The following is a 16,513-nucleotide window of genomic DNA, read 5'->3' as shown; positions in this document are numbered from 1 at the left end:
TCCGGGAGGCCGGGGGTTCACCGTGCCTCCCGCGTTTCCGGCCCGCGGGTGGACGGGCCGAACCGGTGGGGGCGGCTGGTGGCTCAACCGCTGCGTCGCGCTGGGCATACTGCCCAGCCCGCGGGAAACTCAACCAGCTCGCCGGCTGCGGCGGGACACCCACAGCAGGACCAGGGCCGCGCAGCCGTCGAGGGCGACGCAGATCCAGAGGCCGCCGCGGGTGCCGAACGACTCGGCGAGCACGCCGCCCGCCAGCGCGCCAGGGTGCCCGCCGCCTCCTTTCCTGCTCGGTGCCCCGGAGTGTGGAGCCCTGTCGAGGAGGATCGTGGCCACGGCGGTCGACAATCCGTCGACAGCCGGGTGCAGCGCAGGTCGGCGGCCCTTGACGCGCGAGCCACCCGGCACGGCCCGCACTCTCGGCGCCGGTCCGGCCGCGGCGGGTGGCCCGGCGGCCGATTCCTTTCTCCGGTGGTGGCGGTCTTCCTGTCGGTACGGCCGCCGAGCCGGCCGCGAAGCCCACCGAAAAAGGAGAGCCGTGAGCATTCCCGCCACCATGCGCGCCCTGGAACAGACCACCCTGAAGGGGCCGCAGGACATGCGCCTGATCACCGGCGTCCCCGTGCCGGAGCCCGGCCGGGGCGAGGTGCTGATCCGGGTCGTGGCCGCCGGGGTCAACTTCGCCGACGTCTCGAAGGCCTGCGGCACGTTCGGGGACGGTCCGCAGCCGCCGTACCGAACGGGTTTCGAGGCGGTGGGCGAGGTCGTCGCGACGGGTGAGGCGGTGACCGGCCCGGCGCCGGGGACGTACGTCACCGGTGTCGGCGACGGGGCCTTCGCCGAGTACCTCGTGCTGCCCGCGGCGGCCGCGATGCCGGTACCGGCCGGGTGGCGTGCGGAGCAGGCGCTCGGCCTCGCCGTGAACTGGCCCACCGCGCTCGCCGCGCTCAAGCCGCTCGGCCGGGTGGCGGCCGGGGAGACCGTGGTCGTCCCCGCGGCGGCGGGCGCGACCGGCCGGGCCGCGCTGACCCTGGCCAAGCACTACGGCGCGACGGTCGTCGCCACCGCCTCGCCGGCCAAGCACGAGACCGTGCTGGCGCTGGGGGCGGACCACGTCCTGGACTCCCGCGACGGCGACCTCGCCGCCGAGGTGCGGCGCCTGACCGGCGGTGCCGCAGCCGATCTGGTGCTGGAGTCGGCCGGCGGGGCCGCGTTCGCCGCGAGCCTGGCCGCGGCCAAGCCGGTCACCGGGCGGGTCGTCGTCTACGGCCTCGCGGGCGGGGAAGCGTCGCTGACCAACTGGGAGCTCGTGTACCGGCACCAGGTGCAGGTCATCGGCTTGAACATCGGCACGCTGATCCGGTCCGCGCCCGCGATCTTCGGCGAAGTGATGGGTGAGCTGTCTGCGCTGGTCGCGGCCGGGGTCGTCGGTCCGGCGGAACCGGTGGCCTATGAGCTGGCCGAGGGGCCTCGCGCGCTGGCGGACTTGGCCGCTCGGGCGACGGTCGGCAAGGTGGCGCTGCTGCCGTGACCGGGGCGGCCGGGCGGCGCTTGGCTCCGAGGCCCCGCGTCCGACTCCGCCGCCGACCCGCCATGGGTGATCGCGATACCTGCTGACCTGTGCTTCGATTCCTTTTCCGTGGTGTGCCGGTCCTACCGGGAGGAAGGATGCCGACCGGTGGGAACGAGGAGCAGCGCATGGCAAGCAGGCAATCCGCGGCGGCCCGCGACCAGGACCGGTTCGCGGCCGAGACCGGCGAGTACCGCCGGGAGCTGCTGGCGCACTGCTACCGGATGGCCGGCTCGGCGCACGACGCCGAGGACCTGGTGCAGGAAACCTACCTGCGGGCGTGGCGGTCCTACGCCCGTTTCGAGGGGCGTGCGTCGATCCGGTCCTGGCTCTACGCCATCGCGACCAACGTCTGCCTGACCGCGCTGGACCCGCGTCGCAACCGCGTGCTGCCCTCGGGGCTGGGCGGTCCCTGCGACGGACCTGATCGGCCGCCGGTCCCGGCCGCGCCGGGTGCGGTGTCCTGGCTGGAGCCGGTGCCGGACCACTGGGTCGGCGATCCGGCGGCGGCCGTGGCGGCACGCGAGTCCGTGCGGCTCGCGCTGGTCGTCAGCCTGCAGTGCCTGCCGGCCCGGCAGCGCGCGATCCTGATCCTGCGGGAGGTGCTGGCGTTCACCGCACCCGAAACGGCCCGCATCCTCGGCACCACCACGGCGGCGGTGAAGAGCGGTCTCCAGCGGGCCAGGGCCCGCCTGGACGAGCTCGAGCCCCCGGCCGGGGACCTGCTCGAACCGGCCGACCCGCGGGCGCGGGCGTTGCTCGAGGGCTACATCGCGGCGTTCGAACGCTCCGACGCCGGCCTGCTGGAGCAGGTCCTGCGCACCGACGCCACGCTGGAGGCGACCCCGTTCCGCGACTGGTACGCGGGCCGGGTGGCGTGCCTCGCCCTGCTCGGCAGGTACGTCATGGGCGAGCCGGGCGACTGGCGGATGACCGCCACCACGGCCAACGGCCAGCCTGCCGCCGCCGTGTACCACCGCGGCACCGGCGGCGTCCACCGGGCGCACGGCATCGTGGTGCTGACCGCGACGGCCACCGGTGTCTCCCGCGTGGTCGAGTTCCACGACCCGGCGCTGGTCACCACGTTCGGGTTTCCCGGGGAGCTCGCGCATCGGTGACCGTAGCGGCGGAGGAACAGCGCTTCGGCCATCGCGCGGTGGGCGGGACCGCCGGTGACGGCAGCGAACGGCTCGCCGATCGGAGACCAGCGGCGGCGGATCCGATGGTGGCCGCGCCCGGTCCCCGGGTCGTCACCCGGCGCGGGCGAAAGCCGGGCCGCGCGGGACGGGTCCCGGCCGTCGCGCACTGTGACGTAGGTCGCCGCGGCGGACCCAGTGCTGGTAGGAGGGCCGTCCGCGTTCCCGGCCCGCCGGCAGCCGCCGGGCGCCGGAATGATCGGGGCCGCTGGTTCGTTCCTCGCGGGGGCAGGGGGTTCAAACCGTGAGCCGGCCTGAGAACCGGTTTTTCGCCCGCACGAACGGAACCCCTCTGCATGTCCCCCTTTTCTCCACCCGCAGGCGTTCGCACCACGAGAACCCGTCAGGGGCCGCCGGTGCTGGCGCTGACCGGGGAGTTCGACCAGGCGACGCTGGGGCGGCCGGCGCTCGCCCTGACCGAATTGCTGGGTGAAGCCGCCGACGTGCTCGTCCTCGACCTGACCGACGTGACGTTCGGGAGCGCGGGCATGGTCACGATGCTGCTGGCCGCGCGAGCCCACGCGACCGAGCGCGGGACCGACTTCCGGGTGGTCACCGGGCGCAACCGGATCGTCGAACGGCTGCTGGACCTGACGGCGTCCCGCCCGGCTCTCGACACCTACCCCGACCTGGCCACCGCGCTCGACGCCATGAGTTCCGCCCGGTTCGTGGAGCTGGCCGAACGGATGTGGACCAGCGCGGCGTAGCCCGCCTGCTCCGGCGTTTTCCGATGTGAACGTTCAAAAGCCCGGGGAAATCTTCGAAAATCGTGCCGCGGAATGGCCCGGTTTTGATCGAATTGGTCCGTCCGCGGGAAGCGTGTCCCGGTTGGTTTCGCCGTCGCCGTCCGGGTGCTACCGTGGGCTTCCGCTTCGGCCGCAGGGCGGCGAGAAAGCGCTTACCGTCCCGAGCAACGAGGTCTTCGCGCGGACGAATCGCCAAGAGGGTACTCGCCACGGAGGTCAGGCAGTGCGGAAAAACAATTCCCGGCGGACATTCGCCGCGTTCCTGTTTTCCTCGGCGGTCGCGTTGGCGTCCGCCGGTGGTGTCGCCGCGGCGGCCGCTCCCGACGTGGCCGCGGCCGCGACGATCCAGAACGACGTCTTCTGGAAGGACACCTCGGGGAACCCGATCTACTCCCAGGGTGGCGGCGTGCTGAAGGTCGGTGGCACGTACTACTGGTACGGGGCCAAGTACAACGGCGCGGTCACCTACTACAACAACCCGGGCGGGGGGAAGAACGGGGACACGTCGCTGAGCGCGATCACCATCTACTCGTCGACCGACCTGGCCAACTGGAAGTTCGAAGGCAACGCGCTGACCGGCAGTGAGCTGAGTGGCGGCTGGGTGGGCCGGATCGGGGTCGCACGCAACCCGAACACGGGCAAGTACGTGCTGGTTTCGCAGCTGGACAGCGGCTTGGTGTTCGCCACGAGCAGCACGCCGAACGGCCGGTTCACCCGGGCGGGCACGCAGTCGAGCATCAGCGGTGTGTCCACCGGCATGTCCGGCGACCAATCGGTCTTCACCGACGACGACGGCAAGGCGTACCTGATCTACAGCAACAAGAGCGGCCGGTCGCACCTGTACGTCTCGGCGCTGCGGGCTTCGGACTACTTGCAGGTCGAGGCGGCCAAGAACGTGTACAACAGTTCCGCGGGCGGCCGCGAGGGCAACATCATGTTCAAGTACGCCGGGACGTACTACTTCTGTTCCTCCGACCTGCACGGCTGGAACGCCTCTCACACGTACTGCATCAGCGCGAAGAACATCACGGGCCCGTACTCCGCCGAATTTGTGCTGCAGGGAACCGATGCCGACTTCTCGCACGTGACCCAGACGGGCCTGGCGTTCACGGTGACCGGTTCGCAGGGTTCGTTCGTGATGTTCGGTGGTGACCGCTGGAGCGACTTCGCGGGCAACGGCCTCGGGTACAACGACTGGGTGCCGGTGACGTTCACCGGGACGACGCCGGTGTTCCACTCGCTGAGCCAGTGGACCGTCGACGCGGCCGCGGGCACGTGGGCGGTCGGCCGGGGCAACAACTACGTCCTCAACCCGAGTGCCGAGGCCGACCGGGTGGCGCAGAACGACCTCGCGGGCTGGACGATCTCCGGCGGGACCGTGAACGGCAACAAGCAGGGCGGCCACACCGGACGGTGGGCGTTCGCGCAGAGTTCGTCGTCGGCGTACACCGCTTCGCGGTATCAGAACATCTCGCTGCCGAACGGGACGTACACGCTGTCGGCGTGGGTGAAGAGCAGCGGCGGGCAGAAGAAGGCGACGATCTTCGCGAAGAACTTCGGGGGGAGTGAGCTGAGCGCGTCGATCAGCCAGGCACTCGGGAGCTGGACGAAGGTGACCGTCCCGAACATCGCGGTGACGAACGGGTCGATCCAGGTGGGCGTGTTCTCCGACGCGAACGCGGGCAACTGGGTGAACGTCGACGACTTCAGCCTGGTCCAGACGGGCAGCTAGCGCATCGGGTAGCCGGTGCCGGCGACGCGCTCAGCGACGGCGGCCAGGGTGGTGCCGGAGTTCAGCGCGGTCACGACGCTCGCGGTCAACGGCTGCCCGGCGTAGACGTGCCGCACCGCGTCGAGGTCGATCGGCGTCTCGTAGTAGTCCTTGGCCCAGTCCTGGAAGGCCTCGGGTGTGCGGTCGGTCAGCAGGGCGAACAGCCAATCGGCTCCGTCGTCGCCTTCGCGGGGGAATTCGACGACCCCGTGCCGCCACGCGGAATCGTCGTGCTGACGCCACAGGCACACCGTGACGTACGGGGTGCCGAACTCGTCGCAGAACGCCGGCTCGTCGACGTAGTTCCGGAACACCTCGGGCACGGCATCGAGAACACCGGGCCAGGGCTGCTCGTCGTCCGTGGCGAAGGGGCTCATCGGCGACTCGTGGTCGAAACCGCGCACGTACGCGCCCGCGGCGGTGAAAATCATGGAGTACTCGTTGCCCGCGCCGTCCCGCATGGACGCCAGATCGGCACCAGGCGCCCACGCGGTGTCGTAGCCGTGGTACCGGTCCTCGCTCCCGGGATCCAGCACGACGTCCAACGCGGCCAGCGCACGACACAGCGCGCGCAGGTCCGGAACGGCGGGCAGGCGGCGAGCGAGGTCGTACACGGTCACGTCGGTATCCAAGCAGAACGGACGGTGCGGGTCGCACAGGTCGCCGGATCGCTCTCGCAAGCGGACCCGCCGGCGTTCGCCCCGGGCAGCTCGACCTCGGTGGTCGCCATCGCCTTCAGGTGGCGGAGCAGCAGCACGGGGCGCCGCCGAGCGATCCGCGACACGCGGCCGCACGTGCTCCAGGAGCGAGTTTCGAGGCGTCCTGCGATGTGCGGTCGCTGCCGGAATTGCTCGCGGCGTTCCGCCGGTTCGCCTCGGCCACGGAGGAGGACTCGGCATGACCGGCACCGAGTGCCCCGGGTGTGCGAGGCTGGGGGAGACCGCCGCCGACCCGGCCGAGAGAGGACCCCGATGCACCGGCTCACCGTGCTGTACCCGCCGCCCGCCGACGAAGCCCACTTCCGCGACTACTACGTCGGCACGCACCTGCCGCTGGCGGCGAAACTCCCCGGCCTTGTGCAGTTCCAGTACTCCTTCGACGTGGCCGCCGTCCGCGGGGAGAGCAAGTACTTCGCGGTCTTCCACGCCGACTTCGAGTCCGCCGAGGCCATGGCCCGGGCGCTCGGCTCGGAGGAGGGCAAGGCGGTCGCCGCCGATGTGCCGAACTACGCCACCGGCGGCGCCGAGCTGATCCACTACCCGCTCGGCTGAGGGCGGGGGCCGCACGCGCCGCCCCCGCCCGGCCGCCTCATTCCGAGCGCAGGGTGTCCAAACGGGTCACCTGCCGCAGCAGCGGCATGGTCAGCCCGGTCACCAGCAGGACCGCCGCCACCGTCGTCGCCGCCAGGGTGAGCAGCACCGGGACGTCGACGATCATCGGCCGGTCCGCCAGCCGCAGGATCGGCGCGGTCAGCCCGAGCCCGGCCGCGACCGCCAGTGCGACGCCGACCACGACCGGGATCGCCGTCTGCCACAGCGATCCGCGGGCCAGCACCCCGATCGGCACGCCTGCCGCGGACAGCGCCGCGAGCGGCCGCCGCCGTTCGCTGATCTGCTCGATCGACAGCATCAGCAGGCTCATCGCCGCCACCGCGAGCACGAACAGGGACGCGGTGATCAGCACCGAGCGGAAGCTCTCCACCATCTGCCGGTCGCGGGCGGCGAAATCGTCGAGGTAATCGCTCTTTCCTGCCGAGGCGTTCCACGCGAGCGGGGTGATCGCCCTGGCGACGTTGTCGATCAGCGCCTGCACGTCACCGGTGCCCGATACGTAGACCGTGACCGTCGAGTCCGGGAGGGCGAGGCCGCCGAGCGCGCCGGGCGTGACCAGCAGGCTGTCACCCGCCGCGTCGGCCGCCTGCACGACCTTGACACCGGCCGGGACCGTCCACTCCGGACCGTTCACTTCCTCCCCGCGAGAGTAGCCCTGCAGCTGCAGCCGGCCGGCCGGCGCCGCGCCGCCGCGGCTCGGCACGAGGGAGAACACGTCGCCGTCGGAGCAGGCGCCGATGTTCGCCCGTGCTCTGAGCGCCACGCAGTCGCCGACCACGCCGTAGTTCCGCTCCTCCCCGGACCGGAACGTCAGGTTCCTGGCCGGGTGCACGCCGGTCACCTCGGGCACGGCCGACACCAGCTTGCCGACCTCGGCCTCGTGCGCGGCGGTGGTGTCGACCCGCACCGGGACGGCGGCCACGCCGTCCGGAGTGGCCTGCCGGTCGTCACCGCTCGCGAGCGAGGTGATCACGCCCTGGATCAGGATCGTGCCGGCGAGCACGACGACCAGGCCGGAGACCACGCGGCTGGCGGTGCCGCTGTCGAGCTGCAGCCGCCGGATCGCGAGCTGCCAGGACGGCGGACCGCCGTGCAGCCGCTCCACGAGCCGCTCGACCAGCCAGGGGAGCAGGGCCGCGACACCGATGAGCAGGAACACGCTGCCCACCGAGAGCGCCAGCGCGGCGGGCGTGTCGCCGTGCCCCCGCTCGAAGGCCAGGGTGGCGGCCAGGAACAGCACACCGGTCGCGGTGAGCGCCCAGCGCCACCACATCCGCCTGCGTACCGGTTTGCCCTGGCGGACCACGCCGAGCGGTTCCACGATCGTGCGGCGCAGCCCGAACATCGCCGAGCCGACCGCGAGCCCGGGTATCAGCAGCACGATCACCACGACCAGTGACCAGGACGGGACGAGGTCTTCGGGGAAGATGCGCAGCCCGAACGGCAGGATGTCGGCGACGAAGGTGCGCAGCACGGCGAAGAACCCGATCCCGGCCGCGAGCCCGAGTGCGGCCCCGACCAGCGATTCGGCCGCCGCGACCCGTTTGACCTGCCGCGCATCCAGGCCGATCAGCCGCAGTGCGGCGAGCCGGCGTTCCCGTTGCGCCGCGCCCATCCGCGACGCGGTGGTCACGAAGATCAGCAACGGCAGCAACAACACCGCCACGATCGGAAGGATGACGGCCAGCATCGCCGCCGACAGCCCGAGCCCGGTGTAGGGCAGGCCGAACGCATAGACCTTGCGGCCGTCGGCCTCGGCCTCGATCTGCGCGGCCGGCACCCCGTAGTACCCGCTGAGGTCGCCCGCACCGGCGACGCCTTCCCGCGACAGCTGGCCGACGATGCGCCCCGGCAGCTGGGCCCGCATCGAAGCGCCACCGGGGGCGGCCAGCTTCGCGGCGAGCTCCGGCGACACGACCAGTTCGCCCGGAGCGGGCAGCCTGCTGAGCCCCGGCGGCACCGGCGAGTCCGCCCCGGTCGCCGCGACCGCGGTGAGCTTGACGAAGTCCTCGCCGGCCGAGGCGTACCAGTTGTAGACCAGCAACGGGGCGACACCCGCGCGAGGCTGGGTGACCTGCGCGATCGCCGCCTTGCGCTCGGCCTGCGCGCCGACGAGGTGCTGGACCGCGGCCGCGGACAGCAGCACGGCGACCGCGAGCGCGATCCCGAACGCGGTCATCGCCAGGCGCAGCAGCGCCGCGCCGGACATCCGGCCGCCCCCGACGGCCAGCCGGAGGCCCAGCGCGAGATCCCGCATCATGCGACCAGCTCCCGGTCGACCGTGCGCCCGTCGCGCACCACGATCTCGCGATCGGAATAGGCCGCCACCCGCGGCTCGTGGGTCACCAGCACCACCGCGGCGTGCGTTTCCCGCGCGGCCCGGGTGAGCATCTGCATGACCTTCTCGCCGTTGAGCGAGTCCAGCGCGCCGGTCGGCTCGTCCGCGAAGACCACCTTCGGCCCGGTCACCAGCGCCCGCGCCACGGCGACCCGCTGCGCCTGCCCGCCGGACACGTCGCCGGGACGGCGCTTGGCCAGCCCGTCGACCTCCAGCCGGGCGAGCCACTCGGTCGCCGTGGCCTCGGCCTGCTTCCGCTTGGCCCCGGTCAGCCGCAGCGGAAGGGCGACGTTCTCCAGGCAGGACAGCTCGGGCACGAGCTGGCCGAACTGGAACACGAACCCGAATTCGGTACGCCGCAGCGCACTTCGTCCCTTGTCGTCCATCCCGACCAGGTCGGCGCCGCGGTAGCCGATGGTGCCCGAGTCCGGCCGGACGATGCCGGCGAGGCAGTGCAGCAGCGTCGACTTGCCCGAACCGGACGCACCCATGATCGCGAGCACTTCCCCCGCCGAGACCGACAGCGACGCCCCGTCGAGCGCCCGCGTCTGCCCGAACGACTTGTTCAGCCCTTCGGCGACGAGCAACGGTGTTCCCGGCCCGGTCATCAGCGCACCGCCTTTTCGAGTTCGCCGAGGCGCGCGGCGGTGAGCTCCAGCCACCGCAGGTCCGCCTCGAGGTGGAAGAGCGCGTGATCGCAGATCAGCTGATCGGCGAGGTCGCCCCCGTTCTTGCGTTTGGTGAGCGCCCGCATCGCGTTCAGGTGCTCACCCCGCTGGACGTCGAGCACCTCGGCGGCGCTGCGGCCGGACAGCAGCGCGAGCACCACCTTCGTGTACAGCGTGTTCTGCAGGTACGGCTGCGGGTCTTCCGGGGTGCGCAGCCACGTTTCGACGTCGGTGATCCCGGCGTCGGTGATCGTGTAGCGCTTCCGCTCCGGCCCGTCGCCGCTCTCGACGCCCGCCACCTCGACCATGCCGTTGCGCAACAGCCGGGACAAGGTCGAGTAGACCTGGCCGTAGGCGAGCGGGCGATCCTGCCCGAACTGCTCGTCGTACGCGCGTTTCAGGTCGTAGCCGTGTCGCGGGCCCGATTCGAGCAACGCGAGCAACGTGTGTGAAACCGACATCCTGCTCGTCCTCCCTTGGCCCCGGGTTCGGGGTTGGGATCACTATAACGCAGGTGTATACGCCGGGTGTATACGCACGGGGGATAGCGGGTTGTCGCAGGTTAGCGGCCTGCGTCGAGGTGTCGATGCGGTCAGCGCACGGCTTGCTTGCCGTTCCCGATCTGGATGCGGAGAGAGCTGAGCCCCCGGGAGATGTGACTGCGGACGGTGCCGACCGCGCAGTCGAGCACCTCGGCGATCTCACCGTCGTCGAGATCGTCGTAGAAGCGCAGGACGATCGCGGCCCGCTGCGCTCGCGACAGGGCGGCCAGCAGCTGGGCGAGCCGGTCGGCGTCGGCGATGCGGTCGGCGTGGTCGGGCGCGGCCGCTTCGGCGAACTTCGTGACGTCCGGGGTGGTGTGGACCGAGCGCTGGTACCAGCGGCGCCGCCACGAGAGGTAGCCGTTGACCACCATCTTCCGCAGGTACAGCTTCGGCCGGTCGGCCGCGGCCACCCGGCGCCACTGCTGGTGCGCGCGCACGAGCGCGTCCTGCACGACGTCCTGCGCCAGGTCGCGGTCGCCGGTCAAGACGGCCGCGAACCGCACCAGGTCGGGCAGCTCCTCGCGCGCGAACTCTTCGAAGTGCACATCGAATCAGACGCCCGGACCCCGGCGAACTGTTGCGCCGCGACGGGAATTGCCGGCGAGCTCGGCGAATCGGCCCGACCCCGGCCCCCTCCGCAACAGATCGCGGAGCAGCCGCATCTTAAGGGTGTGCAGTTCGAAGGGTTCTCGCGCGGGCCACGGCCCGGGGCACAGGAGAGTGTGATGACCGACCTCGAGGCGTTGCGCCGCACCCTGCGCGCACAGGAGTCCTTGGCGCCCGACCCCGACGGCGTGCTCGCCGTCGCCACCCGGCGGCTGCGGCGCCGCCGGATCGCCGGTGTCACCGCGGTGACGCTCACCGTGGCCGCACTCGGGGTGGGGGCCGTCGCGATGCTGGGCCGGGGTACCGCCACGGTGGCACCGGCGTCGCGCGTGAACGCCCCGCCGGTCTCGGTGACCGCTGCTCCGGCCGCCGGCCAGGTGCCGCCGTCCCCGCCGGCGGTGAGCCTCGAAGACGGCTCCTGGGACCTGCTGTTCTGGGCCGTCCAGCCGCACTTCGCCGCCGTGCACTACGGGCAGGCGCATCGCTACGCGTTCGAGATCGAAGTTCGCGACGGCACGGCACCGCATGGCGCGCCGGCGGCGAAACCGTCGGACGCCGGTCAGCTCCGGCACCCGCAGACGGTGCAGTGGCAGGACGCCCCCGGCCGGTGGATCCGGGTGACGACCACGAAGCCGGTGACGCCCGAGGAAATGCTGGCCCTGCTGGGGAAGATCCGCACCGCTCCGCCGGTGCTCGGGTCGCCGCTGAAGTCGCTGGAGGTCCCCGCGGGCCAGAAGGTCGCCACGTTCACCAGCGAACCCGAGACCAACACTTTGGTGCTCTGTCCCGACCTCGAGGCGGGGATGGCCCCGCTCGACAAGCGGTGCCTCTCGCTGACCGTGTCGCTGACCAGCCGGGCCGGCAACGCCGAGGGCGGGGCCTCTCCCGAGGACCCGCTTCCCGTACGCCGGTTCCGGACGCTCGGGGCGTACACCGTCGAAGTCCAGAGCTCGCCCGCCCAGGAGCAGACCGCGGCGGCCATGCTGGACTCCGTCCGGCTCAACCGGTGAGCACGCTTGGCAGGTCATCCCGCCCGTTGCGGTCGACGAAGGCGAGGGCGTCTACAGTGGACTTCCGGGGCGAACCGACAGAGAGGCGTGACGCCGTGCGGAAGCTGGTCTACGGCATGAACCTGTCCTTGGACGGCTACATCGCCGCACCGGGGGGCGACTTCGGCTGGAGCGAGCCGAGCGATGAGCTGTTCCGGTGGTGGCTCGAGCAGGAGCAGGCGATCGGGTTGTTCCTGTACGGCCGCAAGCTGTGGGAGATCATGAGTTCCTACTGGCCGACAGGCGATCAGCAGCCGGGCGCCACCCCGGCGGAGGTCGAGTTCGCGCGGAACTGGCGGGACACGCCGAAGGTGGTGTTCTCGTCGACGGTCGGCGAGGCCGGCTGGAACACCCGGGTGGTCACCGGCGACGCGGTCGAGGAGATCACCCGGCTCAAGGCCGGCGACGGCGAGCCGATGCGCGTGGGTGGGGCGACGCTGGGCGGCGCGGCCATGCGGGCCGGGCTGGTCGACGAGTACGAGATCGTCACCCACCCGGTTCTGGTGGGCGGCGGCACGCCGTTCTTCGCCGCGGTGGGCAGCCAGGTGAAGCTGGACCTGGTGGAGACGCGGACGTTTCCCGGCGGGGTCGTGCTGACCAGGTACGCTGTACCGGCCACGGCCTGACACCGAGGGGGATGGGTGACCGAGGAGTACCCGCAGCAGGCGCGTCCCGTCCACGTCCCGGTCGAGATCGACGGCCGGACGCTGTTCGTCGAGGCCGTCCCGGTCGGAGAGCAGGAGGACCAGGAGGTCGCCGCGCGGCTACTGGGCTTCGCCGAGTTCACCGACTCGCTCGGTGCGCTGACCGGGTCCGTCACCGACGCCGTCCTCAGTGGCCTGCGGAAGGTCAAGCCCGCGAAGGTGGCGGTCGAATTCGGCTGCGAGGTCGGCGTGGAGAGCGGGCAGCTGACGGCCATCCTGGTCAAGGGCACGGCGAAGGCGAACCTGAAGGTGACTTTGGAGTGGAAGCCCGGCGAGCAGGGCTGAGGCCGACCGGCTCTACGTGCCACGGCCCTCGATCTTGTTGAGGTAGTCCCGGATGACCCTTTCGGTGGTCAATCTGGCCCGGAGCTGAACGCCATGGGCCACGTCGAGGTCTTCGACCGCGGAGGCGGCCTCGAGCCGGACTCTCGGGCTCACCAAAGTGTCGGAAGCCACGTGACGCAAGATCTCTATGCCCAGCTTCTTGTCGGTTCTGCCGATCCGCGTGCCGAGTCGTATTCGATCGCCGGACCTCGCGTCGGTGCTCAAGGCTATCCGGCGGATGACCGCCCGGCCCGATTTCCTGTCCAGCAGCCAGATCTGCTCGGCGGCGCCCAGCCGGACCTCAGGCTGGGTTTCGACGCCTTCCACCAGTCTACGGGCGGTCTCGAGCCCAGCCCGGGGCGCCACTTCGCAGAGTGTGGTCAGTGCGGCCAGCCGAAGAGTCGGGGAGAACTGATGCCCCGCGGTCAGGTCCTGAAGGGCCGTGGCACCGACTTCTGCATCGATCTGGGCGGCCTCTCGGGCGGCTCGGACCCAGAGCTTTTGCTCGGCAATAGTGGAATACCCGGAGCGGCTGTCGCTGTGGACACCGACTATGTCAGCCAGCGCACGTGCGGCGGCGTGGGGAGCTACGCGACCCGCGGCGATTCCGGCAGCGATCCTCTCCTCGCCGAACGCCGGATCCGCCACGAGCTGGAGCAGTAGCGGCACGCCGGCTTCGGAGTCGATGGCGACAATTCGCTCGGCGGCATCCAATCGGATGTCTTTGGCGACCATCTTGCTGTCGACAATCGATCTGTATGCCTGCACGGCGTGCTCGTCGCCGTGGTGGGTGAGTACCTGTGCGGCCTCGAGACGGGTATCGACGCTCACTTGAATGTCCTGGGCGACGGCGAGCAGCAAGGAGGTACCGGAACCGGCTTCCCAGCTCTCGATCGTCAGGGCGGCGTTCAGGCGGATGCGGCCGGCCACCTCGTGGCCGTTGCTGAGCGAGGCCAATGCGTCCGAACCCGAGCCGGGACCGAGCGCGATTCCCGCGCTGAGCCTGGCCTTGTCCGAGGCACCGGGGTCATAGGTCACGGCGTGGAGCAGTTCGGCACCGCGCTGTGGGTCACGTTCGGCGATGACCCGCGCCGCCTCCACCCGCAGCTCGTCGGGCCGGATGTCACGGGCCAGCTTGCGCAACGCGGCCATCCCGCGCCGGGCGTGCTGCGCGAGCAAGTACTTGGCGGCCTTCAGCCGATCCGAACCGTCGAGCGTCTCGTCGACGGTGAGGTCTTCGAGGGCCTGGATGCCGATCGGGGCGTCGTGCTCCAGCAGCATCAAGCTGGAGTCGAGGCGGCGTTGCCAGCCTGCACCCTGCCGGGCCGTCAGCTGGAGGACCGCGGCGGCCCGCCCTCGGTCGATCTGGTTCAGCGCTTCGGCGGCCGCACGCCATTCGCCGTGGCTCCGGCCGTGTGCGGCCACCCAGCCGGCCAGGGTTTCCACCAGTTTGGCGTGCACCTTCGGCGGCAGCTCCACGCCCTGCCGGTGCAGTTCGACGAGGAAGCGGTAGTTGCCGTCGCGGTGGCGCCGCTGCAGCAGCCGGCGGAGAACGGGTGCCAGGTCGCGGCCCTGCCGGGCCCACAGGGCGGCGAGGAAGCTCTTGACTTCGAGGTCCGGCCAAGGCCACGGCTGGGGGACGAACAGCCGGCGCGCGCCGCGCCGGCGCGGGTCCGGGTGCAGGACGGCCAGGTGCGCGGCGGCCAGGTACTCCTGGACCGTCTGGTGGATGAACCCGAAGACACCGCGGCGTTCGACGAGCAGTCCGCAGCTGCGCAGCACCTCGCGGATGACGCTGTCCCACTCGGCCGACGACAGGCCGGCCGGCCGGGGGACGTGCCGCGCGATGATGACCGCGGAGTCGGTCCGGACCGCGAACCCGGACGGATCGGTCCCGGCACGTTGCCCTTCGTGGGCCAGCAGCCGGAGCAACTCGGGGGTCCGCTGGACCAGGTCCTCGCCCGCCGCCTCGGCTTCCGGACCGCTCCGGCCGGTCCACTCGGCGAGCAGGTCCCGCACGTTCGTGATCTTCCGCTTGGTCAGCAGCAGATCGACGAAGTCGGCGTAGAGCTCCGCCCGGTTCTCCGGCAGGCGCTGGCCGGGCGAGTTCGCGTAGAGGATGCACAGCATGGTCGCGATCAACGGGACGCCGGCCAGCCGGTCGAGCCGGGCCTCGTCGACCCGCCGGACGAACCCCGCGGCGGCGGACCGCGGATCGGCGAGCTTAAGCTGGGTGAACCAGTTCTGGGCGAAGTCGGCCAGCTCGTGGCGCCCGAACGGCTCGATCGTGAACGTCGGGTAGTCGCCGTTCTCGGCGATCCTCTCCATCAGGAAGTCCGGAAGCGGCCGCGAAGTCAGCAGGAACCGGTAGCGGCCTTCGTTGCGGTGCCGGGAGACCTTCGAAAGCACGATCGACCGCAGCTGCGGGTTCAGGATTTCGTCGACGCCGTCGACCAGCACCAGCCATTCCGCGCCGGGGAGCGGAGGTTCGCCGAACAGGGCGGTCAGCGTGACCCGGTCGAGGTCGGTGTCGAGGCTGCGGACGACGCCGTCGGCCAGCATCTCGCTCAGACCGTAGCGAAGGGTGAGGGCCTCGGCCGCGACCAGGATCGGCACCACGTCGCCTTCGCCGTCCCGCAGCCATTTCCGGGCCGACAAGGCCGTGAGGTGACGAGCGAGGCTCGACTTCCCCGCACCGGGCCCGCCGAGCACCTGGACACCGCGGAACGCGTGCAGGAGGCTGTCCGCCTCCACGAGTTCCCCGGCCTCGGCGGCCGCCTCGTCCTGCGGGGCCCGGCCGGCCTTTTGCCGAAGGTAGACCTTGGACAGCGGGGAGGGGACGTCCAGCATGGCCGCGTAGGGATGGCTGTCGTCGGCGGCGCTCGCCGCCTCGAGGTACCGGCGCAGCCGCGGTCCCGGATACCGTGCGCCGGACTCCGCGAGCTGGGTCTCGTCCAGCAGTTCCAGCCAGGCGCGGGCGGCGGGCATTGCCGTGTTCGCCTCGGCGAGGCCGGGGTAGACGGCGAACGCCGTCTCGATCGGAACGAAGCGTGCGGTGTCGTCGTGCGCGCCGTCGCGGTAGCGGACGACCCCGCAGACCGCGCCGGTTCGCCAGTTGAGCACCGGAGCTCCGCTCATGCCCGGTTTGATCCGCCCCTGGGTGCCCTTGAGCAGGACCGGGCCGTCGATGTGCTCGGATGTCCCGTCCAAGCGCAGCGAGACGACGTCGCCGGCGCGGTACTTGCCCTCCGGGTGGCCGAAAACCCACAGTTCGTCGCCGGGCGCCACCGGGGCGGCCAGGTGGACGGGCGCGGCCCGTTCCCCGCCCAGCGGCCGCAGCAGGGCCAGATCCACGCCGCCGGGTCCACCCGCCAGGTAGTAGTCGCCGAGGACTTCGTAGTCGCAGGCCGCCCGCGCCGCGGTGGCCGGGCCGTGCACCACCTCGACCGGTCCGCCGGCCGAGGTGACGACGTGGGCGCACGTCAGGACGAGCTCCGGGGTGACGAAGAAGCCGCTGCCCTTGACCGTCGTCGACGGGATGGTCAGTGGCACGGTCGCCGCACGCACGACCGCTGCGAGCGCTTCGCGTTGTCCGTGCATACCCTCCATCGCTCCCTCGATCGGAGGTAGAGCGTCCGATGCCGGTTCGCCCGTGTCAAGGCACACCG

At 71.5% G+C, this 16,513-nt stretch carries 15 protein-coding genes; 8 read left to right on the top strand and 7 right to left on the bottom strand.

Going from position 1 to position 16,513, the window contains the following annotated elements; genetic code table 11:
- Nucleotides 1–129: 129 nt before the first annotated feature.
- Nucleotides 130–333 (bottom strand): hypothetical protein, encoded by a 204-nt coding sequence (locus tag IE317_RS08760; RefSeq protein WP_191308065.1) that lies wholly within the window; start codon nucleotides 331–333, stop codon nucleotides 130–132.
- A gap of 202 nt (nucleotides 334–535) precedes the next feature.
- On the opposite strand from IE317_RS08760, the gene IE317_RS08755 reads away from it, so the two are divergent.
- The 4 genes from IE317_RS08755 to IE317_RS08740 all read left to right on the top strand — a co-directional run bounded on the left by IE317_RS08755 (nucleotide 536) and on the right by IE317_RS08740 (nucleotide 5,241).
- On the top strand, nucleotides 536–1,528 hold the full coding sequence (locus IE317_RS08755; protein WP_191308063.1) for a zinc-binding dehydrogenase: 993 nt from the start codon (nucleotides 536–538) through the stop codon (nucleotides 1,526–1,528).
- A gap of 167 nt (nucleotides 1,529–1,695) precedes the next feature.
- Entirely contained in the window at nucleotides 1,696–2,685 is a 990-nt protein-coding gene (locus tag IE317_RS08750) for an RNA polymerase subunit sigma-70 (RefSeq protein WP_191308061.1), read from the top strand.
- Between the two features lie 374 nt (nucleotides 2,686–3,059).
- On the top strand, nucleotides 3,060–3,470 hold the full coding sequence (locus IE317_RS08745) for an STAS domain-containing protein (RefSeq protein ID WP_373308999.1): 411 nt from the start codon (nucleotides 3,060–3,062) through the stop codon (nucleotides 3,468–3,470).
- Between the two features lie 262 nt (nucleotides 3,471–3,732).
- Nucleotides 3,733–5,241: a family 43 glycosylhydrolase gene (locus IE317_RS08740; protein WP_229902561.1), complete on the top strand. Its 1,509-nt coding sequence runs from the start codon at nucleotides 3,733–3,735 to the stop codon at nucleotides 5,239–5,241.
- Here the strand turns inward: IE317_RS08740 and IE317_RS08735 are convergent.
- Entirely contained in the window at nucleotides 5,238–5,900 is a 663-nt protein-coding gene (locus IE317_RS08735) for a hypothetical protein (protein ID WP_191308057.1), read from the bottom strand. The genes IE317_RS08740 and IE317_RS08735 overlap by 4 nt on opposite strands.
- A gap of 351 nt (nucleotides 5,901–6,251) precedes the next feature.
- Here IE317_RS08735 and IE317_RS08730 point away from each other — a divergent pair, with 351 nt between their 5' ends.
- A complete protein-coding gene (locus IE317_RS08730; protein ID WP_191308055.1) occupies nucleotides 6,252–6,551 on the top strand; it encodes an EthD family reductase in 300 nt (99 codons plus the stop codon).
- 37 nt (nucleotides 6,552–6,588) lie between these two features.
- Here the strand turns inward: IE317_RS08730 and IE317_RS08725 are convergent, their stop codons facing one another.
- The 4 genes from IE317_RS08725 to IE317_RS08710 form a co-directional block, all read right to left on the bottom strand.
- Entirely contained in the window at nucleotides 6,589–8,871 is a 2,283-nt protein-coding gene (locus IE317_RS08725; protein ID WP_191308053.1) for an FtsX-like permease family protein, read from the bottom strand.
- Nucleotides 8,868–9,557 (bottom strand): ABC transporter ATP-binding protein, encoded by a 690-nt coding sequence (locus IE317_RS08720; protein ID WP_191308051.1) that lies wholly within the window; start codon nucleotides 9,555–9,557, stop codon nucleotides 8,868–8,870. The genes IE317_RS08725 and IE317_RS08720 overlap by 4 nt, the downstream gene beginning before the upstream one ends.
- Nucleotides 9,557–10,078, bottom strand: coding sequence for a PadR family transcriptional regulator (locus IE317_RS08715; RefSeq protein WP_191308049.1), 522 nt, complete (start codon nucleotides 10,076–10,078; stop codon nucleotides 9,557–9,559). The genes IE317_RS08720 and IE317_RS08715 overlap by 1 nt, the downstream gene beginning before the upstream one ends.
- A gap of 131 nt (nucleotides 10,079–10,209) precedes the next feature.
- Nucleotides 10,210–10,707, bottom strand: a complete 498-nt coding sequence (locus IE317_RS08710) for a SigE family RNA polymerase sigma factor (RefSeq protein WP_191308048.1) — start codon at nucleotides 10,705–10,707, stop codon at nucleotides 10,210–10,212.
- 180 nt (nucleotides 10,708–10,887) lie between these two features.
- On the opposite strand from IE317_RS08710, the gene IE317_RS08705 reads away from it, so the two are divergent.
- The 3 genes from IE317_RS08705 (at nucleotide 10,888) to IE317_RS08695 (ending at nucleotide 12,806) form a co-directional block, all read left to right on the top strand.
- On the top strand, nucleotides 10,888–11,778 hold the full coding sequence (locus IE317_RS08705) for a hypothetical protein (RefSeq protein WP_191308046.1): 891 nt from the start codon (nucleotides 10,888–10,890) through the stop codon (nucleotides 11,776–11,778).
- A 95-nt stretch (nucleotides 11,779–11,873) separates the two neighbouring features.
- Nucleotides 11,874–12,443: a dihydrofolate reductase family protein gene (locus tag IE317_RS08700; protein ID WP_191308044.1), complete on the top strand. Its 570-nt coding sequence runs from the start codon at nucleotides 11,874–11,876 to the stop codon at nucleotides 12,441–12,443.
- Nucleotides 12,444–12,458: 15 nt separating this feature from the next.
- Entirely contained in the window at nucleotides 12,459–12,806 is a 348-nt protein-coding gene (locus IE317_RS08695) for a CU044_2847 family protein (protein WP_191308042.1), read from the top strand.
- Between the two features lie 12 nt (nucleotides 12,807–12,818).
- Here the strand turns inward: IE317_RS08695 and IE317_RS08690 are convergent, their stop codons facing one another.
- The gene (locus IE317_RS08690; RefSeq protein ID WP_191308040.1) at nucleotides 12,819–16,445 is read right to left on the bottom strand and encodes a serine protease; all 3,627 of its coding nucleotides are present in this window, start codon (nucleotides 16,443–16,445) and stop codon (nucleotides 12,819–12,821) included.
- Between the last annotated feature and the right edge of the window lie 68 nt (nucleotides 16,446–16,513).

It is taken from the genome of Amycolatopsis bullii (assembly GCF_014654205.1).
Classification (GTDB): Bacteria; Actinomycetota; Actinomycetes; order Mycobacteriales; family Pseudonocardiaceae; genus Amycolatopsis; species Amycolatopsis plumensis.
This window is presented reverse-complemented; position numbering and strand designations above follow the sequence as displayed.

Coding starts and splice junctions, on each gene's coding strand:
- IE317_RS08750 (WP_191308061.1), top strand. CDS start 1,696: ATGGCAAGCAGGCAATCCGCGGCGGCCCGCGACCAGGACCGGTTCGCG.
- IE317_RS08745 (WP_373308999.1), top strand. CDS start 3,060: ATGTCCCCCTTTTCTCCACCCGCAGGCGTTCGCACCACGAGAACCCGT.
- IE317_RS08730 (WP_191308055.1), top strand. CDS start 6,252: ATGCACCGGCTCACCGTGCTGTACCCGCCGCCCGCCGACGAAGCCCAC.
- IE317_RS08725 (WP_191308053.1), bottom strand. CDS start 8,871: ATGATGCGGGATCTCGCGCTGGGCCTCCGGCTGGCCGTCGGGGGCGGC.
- IE317_RS08720 (WP_191308051.1), bottom strand. CDS start 9,557: ATGACCGGGCCGGGAACACCGTTGCTCGTCGCCGAAGGGCTGAACAAG.
- IE317_RS08715 (WP_191308049.1), bottom strand. CDS start 10,078: ATGTCGGTTTCACACACGTTGCTCGCGTTGCTCGAATCGGGCCCGCGA.
- IE317_RS08705 (WP_191308046.1), top strand. CDS start 10,888: ATGACCGACCTCGAGGCGTTGCGCCGCACCCTGCGCGCACAGGAGTCC.
- IE317_RS08690 (WP_191308040.1), bottom strand. CDS start 16,445: ATGCACGGACAACGCGAAGCGCTCGCAGCGGTCGTGCGTGCGGCGACC.